Raw genomic sequence first — 20,016 nt, forward strand, 5'->3', positions numbered from 1 at the left:
ACACAATTTCTTGTGAGACTTTGTTGCTGAAGCCCGCTACTAATTTTCAATTAAACGACTGCCTGAACTCCAAAGGTGAAACATTTGTTTTCATCTTGAAAAGCTTACTGAACGATTGCGAATGTTCAAAACCCAACCCATAGGCGATTTCCGAGACGGAAAGATTTGTGGTGGATAGTTTTTCTTTAGCTTTTTCAATGATCGCATTCTGAATGTATTGTTGTGTATTGAGTCCCGTCAATGAACTTGACATATCACTCAGGTAGCGTTGCGAAAGTTTTAATTCCGAACTGATATATTTAACAGACGGTAAACCGTTGTTCAGGCTATTCTCTTCATCAAAATAATTATTTAAAAGCCTATCCAAAGAAGTGATGATGTCATGGTTAACTGCTTTTCTGGTAATAAACTGCCGATTATAAAATCGATTGCTGTAATTCAGTAACAGTTCTATTTGTGCCACTAAAACATCCTGGCTAAAGCTGTCAATATTATTGTTCAGTTCAGTAGCTATCGAAGCAAACAGATTGGCGATGATCTCCTTTTCCTTGGCTGATAAAAACAGGGCTTCCGAAACATCATAGGAGAAAAATCCATATTGGTTTATTGTTTTTCCCAACGGATAATTTCGAATAAAATCCGAATGAAAATAGAGAGCCATGCCTTCATAACTCTCTATTTCTTCCGGTGGTAAAACGATTTGCCTAGGTTTTAAAAATGCCAATCCACCTTCTTCAAAATCATAATATCCCTGTCCGTATCTGATGTGTCCTGTAAAGGTCGGTTTAAAGGAAATCTTATAAAAATCGAGGCTTACCTTTTGCCCTTTTGGAAACATCTCGATTGAAACATCATTGTAATCCACCAAGGCGATCAAAGGATGCATTGGCGCAGGAAATCCCAGCACGCGCACTAATTGCGATATGCTTTTGATCTGATTGATGTTGGATTGTTTCTGCATTTTCATGTACTAATTTAATCAATTTTGTTTGGACGGACGAATCACAATATCTCCAATTTCAACATCTTCAGGCTGACTCACAGCATATATCACTGCGTTGGCTATGGCTATGGGATCTATAGCCATTTGTTCCATTCCATTCTGAATGGCTGTTTTCATTTGTTCATTCTTGATTCCGCTTGCAAAGTCTGTTTTCACAAATCCAGGTGAAATCCCCGTAATGCGTAAGTTTCCGTCCGACTCCTGACGAAATGCCTCTGCAATAGTGCGGATCGCATTTTTAGTTCCGACATAGACGCCCTGCATAGGTACGATCTTTATTCCCGCCGTTGAAATAATATTCACAATATGCCCAGATCCTTGTTCTTTGAAGATAGGAATTGCAGCCGCCATTCCATACAGAACACCTTTGAGGTTAATGTCGATCATTTCTTCCCAGCCTTCAACATCCAACTCATCGATCCTGCTTAATTGACTTACCCCAGCATTGTTTACCATAACATCTAATTTTCCGTAATGCTGCACCGCTGCATTGACCAATCCCACCAGATCAGCCTTATTCTTCACATCAATTTGAACAAAGATGGCTTCGCCATCTTTGTTTTTGATCTCTTCAACAATCCGCTCCAATTGTTCTTTACGTCTGGCACCCAATACTACTTTTGCACCTTCCCTTGCCAATTCCACAGCAATGGCTTTACCCATGCCGCTGCTGGCACCTGTAATTGCTATAACCTTTCCTTTGATATTTTGCATTCTTGTTCGTTTTATCTGTCAATCTGTTTTTCTAAAAATTCAGGATAGCGGTCACCTACAAGGGTGATCCCTCTTACTGTTTTATCAATCTGCGCAAGTTCATCATCTGTTAGTACAATCTCGGTACTCCCAATATTTTCTTCCAGACGATGTAATTTTGTAGTACCAGGTATCGGCGCTATCCAAGGTTTTTGTGCCAAGAGCCAAGCCAACGCTAATTGTCCTGTTGAAATATCTTTTTGTCCGGCAATCCCAGAAAGCGCTTCTACCAATACAAGATTAGCCTTGATGTTTTCTTCTTTGAAACGGGGAATAATATTTCTCCGGTCGATATCTTCTAATTTTTTATTGATCACCCCTGTGAGAAAGCCTTTGCCCAAAGGACTGAACGGAACAAAACCAATTCCCAACTCTTCTAACAGAGGTATAATTTCATCTTCAGGTTCACGCCAAAACAGAGAGTACTCACTTTGCAATGCTGATACAGACTGAACTGCATGGGCTTTTCGAATCGTTTTGGCACTTGCTTCAGATAGACCGAAGTACTTCACCTTCCCTTCCTGTATTAAATCTTTTACTGTCCCTGCTACATCTTCTATCGGAACATTGGGATCCACTCTGTGCTGATACAATAAATCAATGTAGTCTGTTTTCAATCTTTTCAAAGAAGCTTCGGTTACTGCTCTGATGGTTTCAGGTCTGCTGTCCAGACCTACTATCGGGCTGGCATCTTTACAGCCAAATTTCGTAGCAATTACCACATCTTTTCTGTAAGGCTGTAATCCTTCGCCAACAAGCTCTTCGTTGGTAAAAGGTCCATAGGCTTCTGCCGTATCAAAAAATGTGATACCTCTGTCAACAGCACTGTGAAGAAGATTTACAGCATCTTTTTTATCAAGCCCTTTGCCATCTAAAAAGTTGAGTCCCATGCATCCGAAGCCTAATGCGGAAACTTCCAGTCCGATATTTCCTAATTTCCTTTTTTGCATAACTATTTTGTTTTTTAAACCTGAATAAATTTCAAGTACAAAATTCTTATTTGTTATTCTTAAAAAAGTAGTTCAATTGGTAAGTATTGTAGTCAGATCTTCAGAAGTATTCCATACCCTTTAATTTAGTATGATCCCATCATTACCATTGACAACAGATCATTTATATATTTTCCACTTTATGGATTCCCGTAAAAAACAACTTAATCGTTTTAATACTTTTACTGATATATTTAAAACTATGAAAAACTTCTCTTTACTTTCAATACTATTTTTAATTATATCATGTAGTTCACCATCTGAAAAAAACACTCTTAAATTCACCAAAGAAACCTACAGTGGTGAGTGGCCATTTTCTGTCAATGAGATCGAGGTGTATTGTTCCGGTTATACCGAAATTTATGGTAGAACAAATGATGGCAAGATTTATGCACTAAACGGATCGGCAAAAGGCGCCTCACATGACAACAAATCCATCAGAAAAGTTGAAGAGATATGGTTGGATGATCCAAATTGGGCTGGGCTGAAGATTTCCTATGGAGATTTTATAACACAGGGACTAACTCTGTGCGAGAACAAATAAAACAGTTGATAAAGTTAAAGAACCTTTGCCAGAACAAATCCAATGACCAATGCCAGTATAAATGCAAAGATGATCTTTGCATAATCAGTTTTGCTATTTTGTAATTCCTGATTAAGCCTATTATTATCCTTATTCAGTGTTTCCAGTTGCGCCTTCATTGAGGCTGTCTTTTCATTGATGGCAGACTGCAAATTCTTTTCATGCAAGGCTGAGATCTCCTTTTTGTAACTTTCCAATTCCTCCTTTCGTTGCTTCTCCTGCTCGGAGAAGTTCTTCTGCGTATCCTGAAGCTGTTTGACAGACGATTCCTGAAGCTTCTGAAATTCTTCGTTTCTTTTGGACAGTTGTTCAGTTAAGGTTTTAACCTGCTCAGAAAACTGTTTTGAAACATCTTTTTTAACCTCATCGATTAATAGAGCTCTTGAGTTGGATCTTTCCAAAGACAGTTTTTCTGCTATGGTATGCAATCCTGCTCCATAATCATGGGGTAAATGGAAACGTTTATCCGCAAGTTTGTCAAGCAAGGTTTCATCGACCGTATGTCCGATTGCTGTAATAGTTACTGAATTAAGTCCAATGAACAGCTCAGAAAGCTGAGTATTGTTAAACGTCTCCATGCTCTGACGGTCACCGCCTCCCCTTACTAAAGCAACTATATCATAGTCCATCGATGAGATTTCATTCAATTTGGAAATGATTGCCGTTGAGGAGGTAATATTACAGCTATGGTCATCGATCTCAAAATATTGCACGGAAACATCCAGTCCTTCAGAAAAGTCTTTCTGGACAATAGCATTATTCCCATAAATATTGGCAATCTTTACCTTTTCATCTTTCAGCATCTTCTCTCTAATAAGGGTTTCAAGATCCTTTGATCCTGTTTCAAGCTTTTTCTGGATCAGCTCATATCTTTGCAATTCCTCTTCCGATATAGATTTTTCTTCCTGCTGGATGATCTCGTCCACTACAAACCGTAATTCAATAGATGAATTTTTGATGCTCTTTTCAATAAACCCTCTGAGCGTATAGATTTCATTATTGGTCATCTTACTTCTCAGCAGAGAAGAGATGCGAACCCCTATTGAAACGTGGTCACCTTCCGAGAATAGGAGGTCATAAAAATAATTACCGTAGGCTTTACCCCCACCGAAGGAATATCTACCTTTCAGATAGATGATATTGACCGTAGCATTCAGCTTCAAAGCATTGCTAAAGATTCCAATGACGGAGGCCGGTGAATAAACCGGATACGTGATTTCTTGTTCTGACATAGATGAAAATCATTCAAAAAAATTCCTAACAAAGATATTGTTATTTGTCACGAAATAAAATACGATCGTTTTACAGAAGTTTCACCTTTTTTATCAGATTAAATTACCCTATCCTCGATTGGGCTTCAAGTAGTCTCGATTGGGTTACATTAATTTTAGCTTTAATATCCATCTTTGCTTCATTAAATTAAAACAACAAGATTATGCAAAACAATGAAAATAAAGTGGCACTGGTATCGGGTGCGAACACCGGTGTGGGATTCCAGATCGCTAAAGCCCTTGTAGAAGACGGCTATATTGTGTATGTGGGTTCACGTGACCTGCAAAAGGGTGAAGCAGCCGTGGAACAGCTGGGCGGATTAACAAAAGCAATCCAGCTTGATATTACGGATACAGAGTCTATCCACGCCGCGGTGGAGATCGTCGAAAAAGAACACGGATACCTGACCTTACTGGTCAACAATGCCGCAGTCTCTCATGCCGGTACTCCAGGACGTACATTGGAAGAGATCATGGGTGCACAGCGTGCGAGCATAGCACCGATCAGCGAATTAAAAAAGGTATGGGATACCAACGTATTTGGAACCCTAGCTTTGACCCAGTCTTTCTTGCCGCTACTGCACAAAGCTCCAAGTGCAAGGATCGTCACAGTTTCCAGTGCTCTAGGGTCGCTGACGATCAATTCCAACCCTGAAAACCCTTACCGTTCGAATTTTGATGCGGTATATGGCGCTTCGAAAACGGCACTTAACGGAATTTTTCTTTCCCTTGCTATTGAACTGGAGAACACCGGCATCAAGGTGCATCTGGTAAGCCCGGGATTTACGGCTACGGCGCTCAACAATTTTCAGGGAACGGATTCTGTAGAGGAAGGTTCGAAGGAACCGATCCGGGTAGCTTTAGCAGAGGATCTTCCGACGGGAAGCTTTACAGGTCCTGCTGATTTCAGCGGGAAAGACAACATCCTGCCGTGGTAGTTTTAACATAAAACCTATGATCGCCGGTCATAGGTTTTTTATACATTTATAGTATGAAATCTAAAGAAGATAAACTGGTACGCTTTATATCGATATCGGAAAGCCATCAGGCTTTTGGACTGCCGGCACCTCAGCATCCGTTGATCAGCCTTGTCCATTTCAACCAGGACAACCCTTTTAATACGTCAATGGCACCGATCTATGATGTTCTGAGTTTCTATAAGATCACCTTTATTACAAGAAACAGAGGAAGGCTGAAGTATGGCAGAAACTATTATGATTACGATGAGGGCAGCATGCTGTTCATGGCGCCTAATCAGTTAGTAGGAAGTACAGATTACAACAGCGAGACCTATTGTTATATTTTACTGATCCACCCCGATTTTTTGCTGAGCCATCCTATCGCCCGTAAAATAAAGCAGTACAGTTACTTTTCCTATACTTCCAATGAGGCACTCCATCTTTCCGATAGTGAAAGAGAGGTCATTCTTTCCGTTTACAGGATCATGGAGCAAGAGCTGAACAGCCGCGTGGATGAGTTCAGTCAGGAAGTCGTAATTGCGCAGCTAGAGCTGCTGCTAAGCTATGTCAACAGGTTCTACAAGCGTCAGTTTATCACCCGGAAAGCAGTCAATAACGACATTCTCCAGAGAACGGAAACTATTCTCGATGACTACCTTAATACTCAGACATCAATACATCAGGGACTCCCAACAGTACAATTCCTCTCGGATCAGCTGAAGATCTCACCCGGCTATCTGAGTGACCTATTACGCTCGTTGATCGGACAGAATGCACAGCAGTACATTCGGGGCAAGGTCATTGAAAAAGCAAAGGAGAGGCTAACCAACACTGACCTGACGGTGGCTGAAATTGCCTATGAACTAGGGTTTGAGCATCCGCAGTCATTCAGCAAGATGTTTAGGTTGAGAACCGGGCTCTCGCCTTTGGAATTCCGTACGTCTTTTGATTGATGGGCTTTATAACAACCTGGATATGGTTAATATCTTATCTCTTTATCATGATTTACGAAACAGCAATAAAAGTTAAACCATCTTTAATTCTTAATTTTTAATAAAAAGCAAAGTAATTCTGCACACTAAAGTATATCATTGGCAAAATAATTTTACACATCAAAGTATGCCATTACACAATAAAATTTTGTTGCGTTGATAATATATTATTGCCATGCACTAAACTGATTCGATCGATAAGCTTGTACAAATCACTCAACGTTTTCATTGAAGGGATTCACACTGACCTCCATCATGAGATTTTCAAAATAGAAATAGAACCCAAACGTATTTCTGATCGGTTTAGGTTCTGCTTCAAACCGTAAGTTTTCTTCCTCCTGAAGCTTTCTGTACATATTCCAGACAGCTTCCTGATCTTGCTGATAAAATCCGATATGGAAATTCTCGGGATATTCAGGTATATCTTCCTTTTTATTCAATACCTGTCCCCAGATCACAAGGGCAAATTGGTCTCTGTTTTCCAGGACTGCCATTTTACTGTTTCGGTTAACGATTGTGCTGAAGCCGAAATAGTTTGTAAATAAATGCAAAGCCTTGTCTACATCCTTTACCACCAGATTGATATGATTCAAACTCATTTGGTTTAATTTTATTTGTTCTATTGATCAAACAAAATTAGGTTTCTTACATCAGGCTCAATTGGATAAATCGGTCGTTTTCGTTTTTGTTTAAGATCGTAGGTTTTACCCCTGAGAATTTCTTTACTTCCCTGATAAAATGGGATTGGTCACCATAATTAAGTTCCGGGTAGAAATCGCCTTTTTTCAACTGTTTCAATGAATTTGAAAAACGGATAATATTAATATAAGCTTTTAATGTAACTCCGAACCAAGTAGTAAAATAACGATTTATCTGCCTACTGCTCCAAGAAACTTTTTTTGATAATTCCTCAACAGTTGTTTCTCCTTTTGATAAATAAATCAGCTCAAACAAATTCTTCTTACGGTCATCGATTTTCTTTTCTACCTGCATCTTAATAATGTAACAGGCTTTTCTATAAAATTGCTCAAAATTTTCCAGATCGTTTTTACAAAATCCCAAATAATCACAAGGGAGAGTTTGTTTAGTATCTTTTAAATCTGCAATGGATTTTTTAAAGATATATTCAGCGGCTATCGGATGAAAGCTTATGGCAAACATCGTCGATCTGGGGAAAGGTGGTTTGATGACAGGCCCGGTGCATATCCCGGATATGAAGATCTCAAAATTCTCATCCTCTCCTGAAAAAAGGAATAGATCTATTTTCCCGTCAGGAACGATGATCCCTTCTCTTTTTTCATCAGCATGATTTTTTACCATCCAGACACTTTCTACTATATCTGAAAGGGAATTGTCAGGTTTAATCGATAAATACTCTAATTGATTTCTCGTGGTGTCCATGCATTAAAAATTGTATTTTGAATACCATACAGCAAAAGAACGCAAAATATTTACTTTATAGCATTACAATATCAACGATTTCATTTTATTTACGTTACGAAACATTAAAGCAAATCGTGTTACCATATTTTATTGGCTAACGAAAGCCTATACTTTATCCGATAAATTCCCTACATCCTACATATGGTATCCTTACCCGATATACCTGATGCTCTATTTTTCATAGATACCGATGTCGCCTGTGAGATCCAGGCATTTGAATCCGCCTTTTCCATTTATTGTATGAATTCCTTCTATATTTGTAACTTAAAATTGCACATCCGTAGATCATATCCATCCTACTATTAAATCTGTAGTTTAACGTTGCTTGTAATTCAGTAACAATTGATTAGAAGTTACTATAATGTAAGGTTCACTAAATCCCTGCCAAAATCTGAAAAGCTATCCTTGTCACCCGTAAAACTCTGATGACTGATCATCCTTATCGCAACAACATTATGTTTTGGATCGACAATAATATAGTTTCCCAGATAACCATCCGCCCGGTAAGTTACACTTCCGCTGAAATCTCTTTTTCGAAGACGCAAACCAGGTTTAAGATGTTGATTGATATATTCATACGGATTGTTACCAAAGACAGTCTGTAATTTAGCTGAAAAATCCTCATTTGACCGGTAGATTCCTTTCATTCTGCTGACTTTACGTATAAATTCTTTAGATACATTTGCTTTTTTAAGTTCTTTGATAATCTCATTGTCTACAGTTGACACGGTTTTCTCATAATCGAGCCACCAAAGCATTCCATATCCTTTATATTGAGCGGACGGCGCAACCACTTCGGCAATGTGTTCTTTTGCGATCACCTTATTATTCTTGTAATATCCCTCGTTTAGCAACAATAAACCAAGCTTGATTAAATCTTTTGGCTTAATCTGGCATCCAGACATTACATGCGGATTACCGGCATTGTCTAATGTCCAGGAATAATCTGTAATTTCCAGTGGCTTAAAAAGCCTTTCCCCAATATACTCATCCATTCTTTTACCCGTGATCTTCATTATGACACCTGCCATAAGATTCAGCGACTTGTTATTGTATTCAAAAGCTTCTCCCGGTTTTTTGGAAAGTTCCGCTGCAAGCGCCAATTGAACAAAATTATCACTGGGATAGATTTCCACTGAAGCATTAGGATTATTCTGCATACCGGAAGTCATATTAACAAGATGCCGAATGGTGATCAGCTTTTTCTGACCCTGTTTCCATTCAGGGTAAAAATCCGCAATTGGAGTATCAAGGCTTTTAATCAAGCCATCGGTCATAAGGCAGGCTACGGAAAGCCCGACAATACTCTTGGTACAGGACATAGCTTCGATCTTCACATCCGGGTTACCGACGCCAAAGTATTTTTCGGCAACCAATTGATTATCCTGATAAATTATAACAGCCTCCGAATGCTTATCTTCAGCTTTTTTTAATAACATCTGCAGTTTAGTCTCATCTATTTTTTGCCCATACACAATACTTAAAAATGATGACAGCATCACGATCAAAAATCTGGTAATCATTAGAATTATTTTTTATGAGATTTATATGCTAATAAACTGACAACATCTCAAAATTAATTCGACAAAGAAATCATATTTTACAGAAGCAAAATTGTAAAAATGGAAACATTCAGATAAACAGCCAGACAACTTCTCTGTCAATTTCTACATTTTTGAAAAAAGATTTCGGTGTTTTATGGGTTAATTCCTTAAAATCTCTGATAAAATGGGACTGGTCATAAAAAAAGCTTTCGTGCGAAAGCTCCGTGAGGTTTTTTATTTCATTTTTCTCAGCTATTGATTTCCTGAAACGATGAATTCTGCGATATTCGGCAGCAGATTTTCCTATATTTTTCTGAAATAATTTATTCAGATATTGCCTGGAAATGTTATTCTTTTTTGCGACCTCATCAATTTTACCGTCAGTTTCTATCCCCTTTATAATTTCTTCCAGTAATGAATATTCTTTGTCAATATATTTTGAAAGCCAGTAATTCTCAAGCTGTTCTATCTGCATTTCCTGATCGTTCAGATTCAGGATTTTTTGCATTTCATCTTTAAAATCTTCAAAAGGATTGAACTCGATCACTTGGGTATGATCCTGAACAAAAAACAGTTGAGGATTTTCTACAAAAAAATTGATTCCTAGAGGCTTGAAGTAAATTGTAAGTTCATTGACAGGTTCTTCGTACGATATTTCAATGGGAGAAGTATAACGGTAAACCATATTAGCAAAAATTTCATCCTTTTCTGATCGCTTGATTTTCATCCTATTGGTACTTTGACTTAGCGACACATTTTGCATTACCGTAACAATAGTATAGTTATTAGGAAAAGTCAGATAATGCAAAGGCTCAGAACCCTTACCTCTCTGAATGAAATAATAGCCCTCAACGTATTTTTTCAGGAATTCACTTCTAGGCTGGTAAAATTTCAACTGCATTTTTTAATGGAATTATTTGTTACTTTTCACATACTCATTCGAACGACACAAAGATAAGGAACAGAAGCATCCCATTGTAGATTGATTTAACAAATCATCAAAAAAATCAGACGACTCTTTAGATAGTTTTTTCAATGTTTTTAGTATAGCAAAACTTTGCGATTGTCTGCAGATGAAATCAATTGCAGGGTATTTCATCGAAAAAAATAAGAAGCATGAAACATTAGGCTTTTCAATGATGCACTTTGCTGTTTCCTAAAAGCTCAAAGGACTCTGAAAGCTATCTAAACACTGGAAGTGGAGGAAAATCGCAAAGAAGCAACCATCTGGTACGGTAGATCTCTTGAAGTTCATCACCCAAAAAAGCAATAACATTCAATTTCGAATATATAAATAATTGCAGGCCCAATGTGAAAGTCAAGCCTTAGCCTTCGCTTAAAGTAATTCTTTTTATGTAGCTTGCTGCAATGTTACTATATCCTATTTTGAATATGATCAAATCTTTTCTCTTCGCTATCTTTTTACTCATCTCTACTTCTTCGTTTTCACAAGCTTTAAAAAATGACAGCGTCAAATCATTTGTGGATACCACCGTTGCCCTAATCAAATCAAACGCAGTTGATACTTCCAACATAAAAATGATTGAAAATATTTTATATACTAAAGCTAAAGACCTTAATTCAGTTTCTGAACTCGCTCCGATATATGCTGAGGTTTTCAAACTGCTCAAAGATCATCATGGCGGCCTGAAATATAAGGGTAAAACCTACGGATGGAAAAAGCCTGAAAGCTCTGCAAATGTCTATCTGAAAGAAAAATTAAAAACTGAGAAGTCCGTAGTGAGCCAGGTCATCGGTAAAACAATAGCCTACATTAGAATACCAGGCAACGATGACTTCGCCTTTAAAAAAGTCGACAGTATTGCCAATGATATCACAGAACATATCAATAAAGTTAATCCAGCTAAAATTAAAGCTTGGATCATTGACCTCAGAGTCAATAGCGGTGGCAATATGTACCCTATCCTACTGGGATTGAAAGAATTTATCGGCAGTGATGATATTGTTTTCGGCGGTTTCAGGAATTCAAAAGGAGAATCTTCAGGAAAATGGGAGATAAGAGAAGGTAAAATGTTGATCGACGGTATTGAACTGGTTAGAAAAACGCAACTAAAAATTCCGATCAAGCAAGATATTCCGATTGTTATTTTGACCAGCTGCTACACGGCCAGCGCCGGTGAAATGACGGCTATATCTCTGATTGGAAGAAAGAATACTTTTGTTGTGGGTGAGCCCACCGCCGACTACACGACCGCTGTCCAGGGTTTCAAAATAAATAAGGATGCCGGGTTGAATTTGTCTACCGACTATGTTGTGGATAGAAATTCAAAGGTCTACACCAACAATGTCCATCCTGATACTGAAGTTGTACAAGGTGATAATCTTGAAGATCTACTCAAGGACAAGAAAATCTTGGAAGCTTTGAGAATGTTAAAAAAATAGAACTGTCATCCATCGACAACTTATTATACATTTAACAACAGTTATTAAAATTATAAAAAATCGAGAAGATGAAAATTTTCCCCATAACGGCAAGTATACTTTCAGAAACCGAACTATGCAATTTTATCAGGGAAAAATATGCTTTAAGCGGTGAGTATCATTGTAAACTGTTCCGGACAGGTGTCAATCATACCTATTTCATCTCAGGTGAGAAAGGTAAATTCGCGATACGAGTCTACTGCCATAAATGGAGAACCAAACCAGAAATTGAGGAGGAACTTGAACTCCTCAACATTCTTAAGGAAAATTCTCTTTCTGTCTCCTATCCAATCCCCGATAAAGAAGAAAATTTGATACAAGCTATCAATGCTCCGGAGGGTATTCGATATGCTGTGCTCTTTTCATTCGCTGAAGGTCAAAAGATGCGATATATGTCTAATCAGACTTGCTATTCCATTGGTTCACTTATGGCAAAAATCCACAACATAACAGTGCGTAAAAAGGTCGACAGGGTAAGCTATAACTCTGAGATACTTTTATACCAGTCTTATGACCTTATTAAATCGTTCTTTGATGAAGACCTGTATGAAATGAAATACATCAAAGAAATCAGTCCTTTAATAGCCAGAAGATTTGAAAGAAGCCATTTATCGGAAAATCAATGTGGAATCGTCCATCTTGACATCTAGTACGACAATTTAAGTGTTAACGATGAAAACGAAATCACTGTTTTTGACTTTGATAATTGCGGAAACGGCCCTTTTATCTTGGATGTCGGTTACTTCTGTAAGCAACTGTTTTTTATCGAGACTAATAAACAGGAGTACGAATTAAAGGTGCAAAGCTTTTTAAACGGTTACCGGAAAATAAGAGCTCTTTCGGATCGTGAGATTGAATTGATTCCTGATGCCGGAGCCTCTATTTTTATATTCTATCTCGGCGTACAGGCTAAAAGATTTGATTGGTCCAATATTTTTTTCACCGAAAACTACCTTAAAATGTTTGTCGGAAGAATAAAAGACTGGAACGATTATTATCAGAAGGGAGATAAACGATTATCATAATAAATATAAAACTAAAATTTATTCTTGAAATAGATTAAGACCAACCAATTCATCAGTTTTCATTTCATTTGCTGAAAACTCATTGAGACCATCTGCATATTTTTTTTAAAACATTAATGCATAGCAAAGGAAGTATCATAACTGTTTTTTTAGTGAAACAAATGATCTCTTCATTTTGAGTAATAAAAAACAGTAATATTTGAAAGAGAAATAAATTAATAAAGTCCGGAAATTAAAAAGAATAAGATTGATCACAACAACAAGCAGATCTCAAAAATGGATACGGCAGATTGAGAGTTCTGGTGTATAAGATAAATATGATATAGCTATAATTCTCGACAATTAAAATTATTTAATGAGGATGTTTTTTGGTTAAATATAACCATTGACAGTATCTGCTAAATTAAAATAAATTTGCTCTAAAATAAAATCACCTTGCAAATCATCAAATATAGGCAGAAGTACAAGGAAAGATGTATACAGATCTTCAAAACCAACCTCCCAAAGTTTTTTGCCAAGGAAGAATTACAACAATTTAAAGAATTTTTGGATCAGTCTCCAGATCACTATTATATAGTTGAAATTAATGGCTTCCCGGTAGGCTGCGGAGGAATTTATTTCGATGAAAGGAGTAATGAGGCAGCACTATGCTGGGGCATGGTAGATGCTAACTCCCACGGGAAGGGAATTGGTAAATTCCTCACCCGTTTCCGTTTAGATCTTTTACAAAAACTGAATGCTGGTAAAATGATTACAATCGAAACTTCCCAACATACTGCATCATTCTATAAAAAGAATGGTTTCACCACTGTAGATATCGTAGCTAACGGATTTTGTGACGGACTTGATAAATACATTATGAAGATAGAGGCAAAAACTTAAAATCCCAGATATTTAGATTTGTCTCATATTTTTTTACCCGATTACTTTGCATAACCTAATACCTTTTAAAATATGTTCTATAAATTACAACAAATTAAATTTATTCAATGGATGATTATTCATATCAGATATCTTGTTGCATTGGCATTCGTCCCTTCCGGGTTTACAAAAATAATTGGTGAGAGATTTACTCAATTACCTACAACCGGTTCCATAGGACAGTTTTTTGAAGTACTTTATCTTTCCGGGATCTATTATAACTTTATAGGTGCTATGCAGATCATTACCGCAATCCTTCTTATGACACAGCGATTTGCATTAATTGGAACATTTCTTTTTCTGGCAGTAACAGCCAATATCTGGATGATTACAATTTCACTGCATTTTACAGGTACCTGGATCATCACGAGTTTGATGATGTTTGCGGGTATAATTCTGCTTTATTGGGATAAAAATAGAATCGCAGAATTGAATTCGGAGTATGATTCACCAAAAAAAATGTATGCTCCAAAGGTATCAAGCATTTGGGTCAATGCGGGCATCATTTATATAAGCACCCTACTCATCCTTTGCTTTGTTGGTCCGAAGACCGATTTGATATCTAAAACCATTTACTACGTAGCACTATTTATTTTAGTCGGCACTGCACTTTACTCCAATTTAGTTTTCTGGAAAAAATCAAAGCAAAGCAAATAGAATTAACATGAACTTTACTTTTACATTATTCAAAAAAAATACAGTAAAAGCCGGGAATGTAATGAATTTAAACCAGCGATGTTCAATCCTGTATATAAATAACGGAATAACAAGACCCCGACTGATACAACGTCATACGGAAAATGTTATTCGTATAATCAGGATATCTTGATGATATAACTTAAAGCCCAGCAATAAGGTCGCTCTTATAAGGATTACCAAGGTTTGCAGGATAAAATATGTAAATTATCTAAATGAAATAACATTAATAGAATTTCTAATTAGATACTAAAATTTTGATTTAGATAACAGACCTTTTAGTCAACATTTTGATAACCGCATTTAACGCAAGCAATACCGCGGTCATTATTGCAAAATAATAAACAGTCCCGTTAGTATTTTTATTGGCTGCTGCAATTGCGACCAATGCCCACACGGCAACCAGTACAAAAGAAACCATATTGCGTTTCCAGAGCATATAAAGGTGAACAAGCGCAGCCGCGACAAACATTATGACCGTCCAGCTAGTTTCGGAAATTCCAAATCCTGACCATTCGATCTTTTTCAGGTAGGCTGCAACATCCGCAATTAAGGCCACCGAAATCCAGCCGGAGTAGATGTAAAAGGGCAGGCGAAGAAATAAAAGTGTCCGCATACCTCTGGCTTCGATTGTCCCTCTATTATTTAAAATAATTTTCATCAGAGAAATAAAGAGTACAACCATAATCGGAACGGTAAGAAATGTATAGTTATAAAGCCATGTAACGATCCATAGACAATTTGTCATACAGGAAACTATAAACCACCAGCCGATATTTTTTACTATTTTTTCTTTGGCATCAGTATTTTTTGTAAAAGGACCATAATACATTACAAAACCGAAAAGTGCCAGGTAAATAAGTCCCCAGATGGAAAATGCATAGCCAGCAGGGGTAAAAAGATTTTGATACTTTGCTGAAATACTGGCCATTGTTTCATTATTGAACAATCCTGTATTGGAAAGATAGTTAATAAAAATTGTTACGACTAATGCAGCTATATTTAAAATTTGGAAAACTTTTAACATAATTAATCCTTTATTAGGTTAATGAGATTTTATTGACGAGTTAAAATAATTAAATTCCGTCAATGAAGAAACATCAGATGGAAAATTCTGAGTAATGATATAGATAAAATACCAAGAATACAACAAGAAGAATAATGAGTGTTTTTAGTCCAACTTTATATCCCTCAAAAAGCCTTTTTAACAAAATTTCTCTTTGCAATTTTTCATAGAGATGTGTTGTAAAGTCTACAGACTATTTTTCAGAAAATCTAATATCAGCGTTCCAACTTCCTGATGAACCTCTGTCCTTTCGATACCTTGTGGATCCTCAAAGAATATGGCCTCATCCGGTCCATATTTTTTTACTTTCGGCAAAAAAATGTAATGTCCAAGATTCCTTTTAAGTACTTGCAGCTGCGATGTAGGAATAAGACGATGATATTTTGCAGCATTGCGTTTTACCGGGGCAATCATATCATTCTCAGCCCCAAGAATAAGAACCGGTGCTTCTACCGTAAACTGATCTTTGGTTGAAAAGCCTAATCCTAAGGCAGGTGCAAGTGCTACAAAAGCCTTTATCCTATTATCCTTCAAACTCAACGGTATTTGACTACAGTCTATCTGATCGACAAGTGGCGTAAGGTCACCCATTTCCGGAATAGTGAGCTCTTGTTTTCCAGGCTTAGTTTTCGACTTTTTCTTGAGCAAAGCACAGTCTAATTTAGCTCCTGCCAACGCTAATGATGTGTATCCTCCAAGGGAAAAGCCCACAACTGCGACTTTATCATTATTTATTAAGTTTGAGAGTTTTGAATCATTCAATAGCTGATCTATTAAAAATGAAATATCCAATGGCCTTTCCCAATACCTCACAAAATACTCGGGAATTCTATTGTCTGTGGTATTTCCAAAATGATCAACCGCTGCCACTATGTAACCTTCTTGCGCAAGCCTCTTTGCCAACCAGATTAAACTGAATCTGCTTCCTCCGGTACCGTGTGAAAGTAAAACCAGCGGGTGTTTCTGTATATTTATTTTAGAAATGGCAGAAGATTCTTTATCTGTTTCAATAGCCAGATCCTGTGGATACCAAATCTCTGTAAGGAGTAAGCGATTCCCTCTCGAGATATCAGTGTATTCCTTGGAAATATGCTTGAAACTACTGGCCTGTGCAGGCAAGTGGGAATACGCTAAAAATATTACAAAGTAAAAGATTCTTGTCATGCAATTATTTATATCTAGTAGACAACTGAAAAACTATTTTCATAACATTGCAATAATTTATTTCACTTTAAAATAAAATGGCAAGACCATTTATAACTGAAAAATATTCTGTTCAAAATTATAATATGTGATATAGAAATTGATCCCGTTTAGAAAAACAGTGTAATAATGCCTACTAAAAACCTAGTATAACACACAAGTATATCGTCCTAACAAAAGTAATCAGCTTTTCGTAAATCCTTTGATATCGCCTTTTAGCCTCAACACCATACTTCATTAATTATATGGAGCAGATTCAATAAAAATATCTTTTTTTACTTTAAGATAAAACCTATTTTTATAAATTAAACTTTTTTTTGTAAAACATGAGATTGATTTTATGTCTGTTTTTTCTATCCTTCCATTTAATTGGGTACGGTCAAAGCTATGTAAAAAACACGGATAGCCTATATAATGCTGTATATTCCAGCAAAGCATTTTCAAAAAAAAATGAAATGGAACTTGTACAGACTTGTAATGATCTTTACAGAGAATCGATCGACAAGGGTGACGATAAAACGGCACTAAGCGCGTTGACGACAGCCATAAGGATTTATACAGAACGTGGTGAGAATTCAAATGTACTTACAAGAATTGAAAAAGCTATGACACTTGCCCGTGAACAGGATGAAAATTTCAGGTTGAGCCTTCTTTACTGCTATCTGGGAAGAGCTTTCATGAAGGCCGGTTTTTTTAATAAAGCCAGAAATGCTTTCGATGCAGGTTTGAAAATTTCCTCTCAAGTAGACTCAAAGGACAGCGAACACATATTAAAGGCTCAGCATTACGGGGGCATGGCCGCCTTCTTTGAAAATAGCAATCCCACTATTGGAGACCGGGAAAATACTTCTTTCAAAGATTCTATGGTATACTTTGCCAAGAAAGCGTATGCCGAAGCAAAGATGATAAGCGTAAAAAATACAGAAAGACCTCGTTGGTTAGGTGAAAGAGCTCGTATTGTCGGATCCGTTCTGGTTGCAACCCTGGATTTTGGCCAGGGCCAGAAATATCTCAGCGAGGCTGAAAATTTGCTCTCCGGCCTTAACGATAAAAGGTTTTTGATCGGACTATACCGATTCAAGGGTCTGTTAATCTACAACTCACCTGTTGATAACCGCCTTAAAAGAACATTAGACCTTTATAATGAATCTTTTCATCTTTCAGAAATATATGATATTCCACAAGAATCATATTTTATTAAAGATGCGCTTGCCAGCCTGTATTCAGAAATGAGAATGCCCGTTCAAACAAGAATTTTTGCTGATGAAACCAAGAGAATAAAATATGAGATGGATAAAGCTGACCACGAATCCGTACCGCTCGCGGCAAAAATTGAACTAATACCATCTAAGCGCCCTTACTATTTTGTTATTTTGATTGGAGCGATTACATGTTTGATCTCAGCAGCAATTATCTATTATTTTATCACTAGGAAGAAAACCCGCTACGCGTCAGCTGGCACTGAGGACGAAGATATCGCACCTATGGATGTGCAGCCTCATACTGATCATATTAAGCAGCTGTTACAATTGGCAAAAGAAGATGAGAAATCATTCTACATCGTATTCAAACAGATATTTCCAGATTTTCAGAATAAATTACTTAGTATAAACAATGAACTCTCAGTTGCAGATCTGGAACTATGTGCTTATCTGAAGTTGAATCTTCAGACCAAAGAAATAGCGCAATACAGAAAAAATACAATCTCATCTATAGATAACCGAAAGTCAAGGCTCAGAAAAAAATTAAACCTCCCATCAGATATCAACCTCTACGTATGGATTGATAATATATGATAAAAATCAAAACCCAAGTATAATGACCTGATTTTCAGCGAACGGATAAAAGCGGAGATAAATAGTAGAATATACCAGATTCAAAATTTCATGTGTTCCACACCGGCATTTACATTTGCAGAAAATTTAGAACATGAAAAATCAGATTATTCAGCTTTTGTTTTTAAGTATGGGGTTAAATTCTTTTGCCCAAGTGGGTATCAATACAACTAGTCCAGGAAGTACATTGGATATTAATGGTTCTTTTGCCACACCTTATAGAACACTGCCCGCGGCGTCAGAAAGCGTATCTACTTTGACAGATACAGACTACTATGTTAACTATACAGGCGCCGGCGATTACACATTATATCTACCCTCCGCCAATCCAACACATCCTTTTAAAGGCAGAGAATATGTCGTTCGCAATCCAACCGATAAAGTACTGACGATCAATTCTGGTGGAAATGAAAAGATAGATGTTGCAGGATCGGAATATTCCAATATATCTGTTCCTAAAGGATATGTAGCCACTTTAAAAAACACAGGTAATACCACCGGAAAAACCTGGATTTTAACGTCTCTGGCATTGAGCGGCCTGCCTGCTGATCAAAAGGTTCTAAAATATGCGACAAAAACTACATCTCCCATTAATGCGTCCACGCCGACCGGGTCAGAAACATGCATAGGCGTCCTTTGCATTCGTTTTGCAGGAACTTCTTCTAATGCATATCAGAGCAGCGGACGATTTCAGGTGAAATTCAACACACAGACCAATTATTCTTTTTCCCGTTGGTTGTTCGGCGCCGGAACAAGTGCCAACACAGGTGCTGGTGGATACGGAAGGGGCAATATTGCCGCCAATACGTGGCTTAATCTCGACGGTGATGGATTAAACCCCAGCAATGATGATATGACCTCATACATTATTTCAGCTATTTCTTCGCAAAAATTATATCGGGTAAATACAATCTTGAGTAGTGATAAATCAACACCTTCTACCTTATCAGTTGTTAAAATATTCATTGAGGAGCTTGAATAACAAAGTATTGATGTTAAAGTCAAAAAGATTCTAAAAACACATTTTTTTCTAGTGAACTGTAAAAAACGTTCACATTGCAACTAAACAAAAAAGCGGTTGGGATTATAGGGCCGTAGGATCTCTATTCTGTAATTTCCTTAGGAGTAAATTAAGTTATTCAGCATATGAGCCTTTCATCAGGCTACGACGTGGAAACTAGTCTTTTACGGTGTAAACTCATTGAATATCATTTTTTTCAACTTATATTTCCAATCCATGTTGCTCTTTAATCGAGTTCTCAATTTAAAACACACAGTATATCTTTAAAGC

20 protein-coding genes and 1 pseudogene are annotated in these 20,016 nt (G+C 37.1%); 11 read left to right on the forward strand and 10 right to left on the reverse strand.

Features of this window, described 5'->3' with window-relative positions; translation table 11 throughout:
- Positions 1 to 46: 46 nt before the first annotated feature.
- From AC3FI7_RS07410 to AC3FI7_RS07420, 3 genes are read right to left on the reverse strand one after another with little or no spacing between them, the layout of a single operon-like run.
- Positions 47 to 967, reverse strand: coding sequence for a helix-turn-helix domain-containing protein (locus AC3FI7_RS07410; protein WP_491461746.1), 921 nt, complete (start codon positions 965 to 967; stop codon positions 47 to 49).
- A 12-nt stretch (positions 968 to 979) separates the two neighbouring features.
- Positions 980 to 1,717, reverse strand: coding sequence for an SDR family oxidoreductase (locus AC3FI7_RS07415; RefSeq protein ID WP_491461747.1), 738 nt, complete (start codon positions 1,715 to 1,717; stop codon positions 980 to 982).
- Positions 1,718 to 1,728: 11 nt separating this feature from the next.
- On the reverse strand, positions 1,729 to 2,706 hold the full coding sequence (locus tag AC3FI7_RS07420; RefSeq protein ID WP_491461748.1) for an aldo/keto reductase: 978 nt from the start codon (positions 2,704 to 2,706) through the stop codon (positions 1,729 to 1,731).
- A 241-nt stretch (positions 2,707 to 2,947) separates the two neighbouring features.
- Here AC3FI7_RS07420 and AC3FI7_RS07425 point away from each other — a divergent pair, with 241 nt between their 5' ends.
- Positions 2,948 to 3,289, forward strand: a complete 342-nt coding sequence (locus AC3FI7_RS07425) for a DUF2511 domain-containing protein (protein ID WP_491461749.1) — start codon at positions 2,948 to 2,950, stop codon at positions 3,287 to 3,289.
- Between the two features lie 14 nt (positions 3,290 to 3,303).
- On the opposite strand, the gene AC3FI7_RS07430 is transcribed toward AC3FI7_RS07425, so the two are convergent.
- Complete coding sequence (locus tag AC3FI7_RS07430) at positions 3,304 to 4,560, reverse strand: exodeoxyribonuclease VII large subunit (RefSeq protein ID WP_491461750.1); 1,257 nt, start codon at positions 4,558 to 4,560, stop codon at positions 3,304 to 3,306.
- 203 nt (positions 4,561 to 4,763) lie between these two features.
- On the opposite strand from AC3FI7_RS07430, the gene AC3FI7_RS07435 reads away from it, so the two are divergent.
- Positions 4,764 to 5,537, forward strand: coding sequence for an SDR family NAD(P)-dependent oxidoreductase (locus tag AC3FI7_RS07435; protein WP_491461751.1), 774 nt, complete (start codon positions 4,764 to 4,766; stop codon positions 5,535 to 5,537).
- A 53-nt stretch (positions 5,538 to 5,590) separates the two neighbouring features.
- The gene (locus AC3FI7_RS07440; protein ID WP_286486932.1) at positions 5,591 to 6,511 is read left to right on the forward strand and encodes a helix-turn-helix domain-containing protein; all 921 of its coding nucleotides are present in this window, start codon (positions 5,591 to 5,593) and stop codon (positions 6,509 to 6,511) included.
- A 251-nt stretch (positions 6,512 to 6,762) separates the two neighbouring features.
- On the opposite strand, the gene AC3FI7_RS07445 is transcribed toward AC3FI7_RS07440, so the two are convergent.
- The 4 genes from AC3FI7_RS07445 to AC3FI7_RS07460 form a co-directional block, all read right to left on the reverse strand.
- Positions 6,763 to 7,149 carry a VOC family protein gene (locus tag AC3FI7_RS07445; protein WP_343658846.1) on the reverse strand — a complete coding sequence of 129 codons (387 nt, stop codon included), beginning with the start codon at positions 7,147 to 7,149 and terminating at the stop codon, positions 6,763 to 6,765.
- 46 nt (positions 7,150 to 7,195) lie between these two features.
- The gene (locus AC3FI7_RS07450) at positions 7,196 to 7,951 is read right to left on the reverse strand and encodes a DUF6597 domain-containing transcriptional factor (RefSeq protein WP_343658847.1); all 756 of its coding nucleotides are present in this window, start codon (positions 7,949 to 7,951) and stop codon (positions 7,196 to 7,198) included.
- Positions 7,952 to 8,349: 398 nt separating this feature from the next.
- A complete protein-coding gene (locus AC3FI7_RS07455) occupies positions 8,350 to 9,516 on the reverse strand; it encodes a serine hydrolase domain-containing protein (RefSeq protein WP_491461752.1) in 1,167 nt (388 codons plus the stop codon).
- Between the two features lie 109 nt (positions 9,517 to 9,625).
- Positions 9,626 to 10,438, reverse strand: coding sequence for a helix-turn-helix domain-containing protein (locus tag AC3FI7_RS07460; protein ID WP_343658849.1), 813 nt, complete (start codon positions 10,436 to 10,438; stop codon positions 9,626 to 9,628).
- A gap of 491 nt (positions 10,439 to 10,929) precedes the next feature.
- On the opposite strand from AC3FI7_RS07460, the gene AC3FI7_RS07465 reads away from it, so the two are divergent.
- From AC3FI7_RS07465 to AC3FI7_RS07490, 6 genes and pseudogenes are all read left to right on the forward strand, one after another.
- Positions 10,930 to 11,940, forward strand: a complete 1,011-nt coding sequence (locus tag AC3FI7_RS07465) for a S41 family peptidase (RefSeq protein ID WP_343658850.1) — start codon at positions 10,930 to 10,932, stop codon at positions 11,938 to 11,940.
- Between the two features lie 68 nt (positions 11,941 to 12,008).
- Positions 12,009 to 12,629 (forward strand): protein kinase family protein, encoded by a 621-nt coding sequence (locus AC3FI7_RS07470; protein WP_491461753.1) that lies wholly within the window; start codon positions 12,009 to 12,011, stop codon positions 12,627 to 12,629.
- A gap of 33 nt (positions 12,630 to 12,662) precedes the next feature.
- Positions 12,663 to 12,758 (forward strand): annotated as a pseudogene (locus AC3FI7_RS07475) (hypothetical protein); the annotation flags it as partial.
- An 18-nt stretch (positions 12,759 to 12,776) separates the two neighbouring features.
- Positions 12,777 to 13,004: a hypothetical protein gene (locus AC3FI7_RS07480; protein ID WP_491461754.1), complete on the forward strand. Its 228-nt coding sequence runs from the start codon at positions 12,777 to 12,779 to the stop codon at positions 13,002 to 13,004.
- Positions 13,005 to 13,439: 435 nt separating this feature from the next.
- Entirely contained in the window at positions 13,440 to 13,886 is a 447-nt protein-coding gene (locus AC3FI7_RS07485; protein ID WP_343658852.1) for a GNAT family N-acetyltransferase, read from the forward strand.
- A 111-nt stretch (positions 13,887 to 13,997) separates the two neighbouring features.
- A complete protein-coding gene (locus tag AC3FI7_RS07490; protein ID WP_142725968.1) occupies positions 13,998 to 14,582 on the forward strand; it encodes a DoxX family protein in 585 nt (194 codons plus the stop codon).
- Positions 14,583 to 14,883: 301 nt separating this feature from the next.
- Here AC3FI7_RS07490 and AC3FI7_RS07495 read toward each other — a convergent pair whose 3' ends face one another.
- Together AC3FI7_RS07495 and AC3FI7_RS07500 are read right to left on the reverse strand one after the other, a co-directional pair.
- Entirely contained in the window at positions 14,884 to 15,648 is a 765-nt protein-coding gene (locus tag AC3FI7_RS07495) for a TspO-related membrane protein (protein ID WP_193544707.1), read from the reverse strand.
- A 225-nt stretch (positions 15,649 to 15,873) separates the two neighbouring features.
- A complete protein-coding gene (locus AC3FI7_RS07500; RefSeq protein ID WP_343658853.1) occupies positions 15,874 to 16,851 on the reverse strand; it encodes an alpha/beta hydrolase family protein in 978 nt (325 codons plus the stop codon).
- A 494-nt stretch (positions 16,852 to 17,345) separates the two neighbouring features.
- On the opposite strand from AC3FI7_RS07500, the gene AC3FI7_RS07505 reads away from it, so the two are divergent.
- Positions 17,346 to 18,686: a helix-turn-helix transcriptional regulator gene (locus AC3FI7_RS07505; protein WP_343658854.1), complete on the forward strand. Its 1,341-nt coding sequence runs from the start codon at positions 17,346 to 17,348 to the stop codon at positions 18,684 to 18,686.
- A gap of 133 nt (positions 18,687 to 18,819) precedes the next feature.
- On the forward strand, positions 18,820 to 19,707 hold the full coding sequence (locus AC3FI7_RS07510) for a hypothetical protein (protein WP_343658855.1): 888 nt from the start codon (positions 18,820 to 18,822) through the stop codon (positions 19,705 to 19,707).
- Positions 19,708 to 20,016: the final 309 nt, after the last annotated feature.

Source organism: Chryseobacterium sp. TQ-BC-N36, from assembly GCF_058382295.1.

Excerpts from the sequence above, each read along its gene's own strand:
- AC3FI7_RS07410 (WP_491461746.1), bottom strand. The coding sequence starts at position 967 with ATGAAAATGCAGAAACAATCCAACATCAATCAGATCAAAAGCATATCG.
- AC3FI7_RS07415 (WP_491461747.1), bottom strand. The coding sequence starts at position 1,717 with ATGCAAAATATCAAAGGAAAGGTTATAGCAATTACAGGTGCCAGCAGC.
- AC3FI7_RS07420 (WP_491461748.1), bottom strand. The coding sequence starts at position 2,706 with ATGCAAAAAAGGAAATTAGGAAATATCGGACTGGAAGTTTCCGCATTA.
- AC3FI7_RS07425 (WP_491461749.1), top strand. The coding sequence starts at position 2,948 with ATGAAAAACTTCTCTTTACTTTCAATACTATTTTTAATTATATCATGT.
- AC3FI7_RS07430 (WP_491461750.1), bottom strand. The coding sequence starts at position 4,560 with ATGTCAGAACAAGAAATCACGTATCCGGTTTATTCACCGGCCTCCGTC.
- AC3FI7_RS07435 (WP_491461751.1), top strand. The coding sequence starts at position 4,764 with ATGCAAAACAATGAAAATAAAGTGGCACTGGTATCGGGTGCGAACACC.
- AC3FI7_RS07440 (WP_286486932.1), top strand. The coding sequence starts at position 5,591 with ATGAAATCTAAAGAAGATAAACTGGTACGCTTTATATCGATATCGGAA.
- AC3FI7_RS07445 (WP_343658846.1), bottom strand. The coding sequence starts at position 7,149 with ATGAGTTTGAATCATATCAATCTGGTGGTAAAGGATGTAGACAAGGCT.
- AC3FI7_RS07450 (WP_343658847.1), bottom strand. The coding sequence starts at position 7,951 with ATGGACACCACGAGAAATCAATTAGAGTATTTATCGATTAAACCTGAC.
- AC3FI7_RS07455 (WP_491461752.1), bottom strand. The coding sequence starts at position 9,516 with ATGATTACCAGATTTTTGATCGTGATGCTGTCATCATTTTTAAGTATT.
- AC3FI7_RS07460 (WP_343658849.1), bottom strand. The coding sequence starts at position 10,438 with ATGCAGTTGAAATTTTACCAGCCTAGAAGTGAATTCCTGAAAAAATAC.
- AC3FI7_RS07465 (WP_343658850.1), top strand. The coding sequence starts at position 10,930 with ATGATCAAATCTTTTCTCTTCGCTATCTTTTTACTCATCTCTACTTCT.
- AC3FI7_RS07470 (WP_491461753.1), top strand. The coding sequence starts at position 12,009 with ATGAAAATTTTCCCCATAACGGCAAGTATACTTTCAGAAACCGAACTA.
- AC3FI7_RS07490 (WP_142725968.1), top strand. The coding sequence starts at position 13,998 with ATGATTATTCATATCAGATATCTTGTTGCATTGGCATTCGTCCCTTCC.
- AC3FI7_RS07495 (WP_193544707.1), bottom strand. The coding sequence starts at position 15,648 with ATGTTAAAAGTTTTCCAAATTTTAAATATAGCTGCATTAGTCGTAACA.
- AC3FI7_RS07500 (WP_343658853.1), bottom strand. The coding sequence starts at position 16,851 with ATGACAAGAATCTTTTACTTTGTAATATTTTTAGCGTATTCCCACTTG.
- AC3FI7_RS07505 (WP_343658854.1), top strand. The coding sequence starts at position 17,346 with ATGGAACTTGTACAGACTTGTAATGATCTTTACAGAGAATCGATCGAC.
- AC3FI7_RS07510 (WP_343658855.1), top strand. The coding sequence starts at position 18,820 with ATGAAAAATCAGATTATTCAGCTTTTGTTTTTAAGTATGGGGTTAAAT.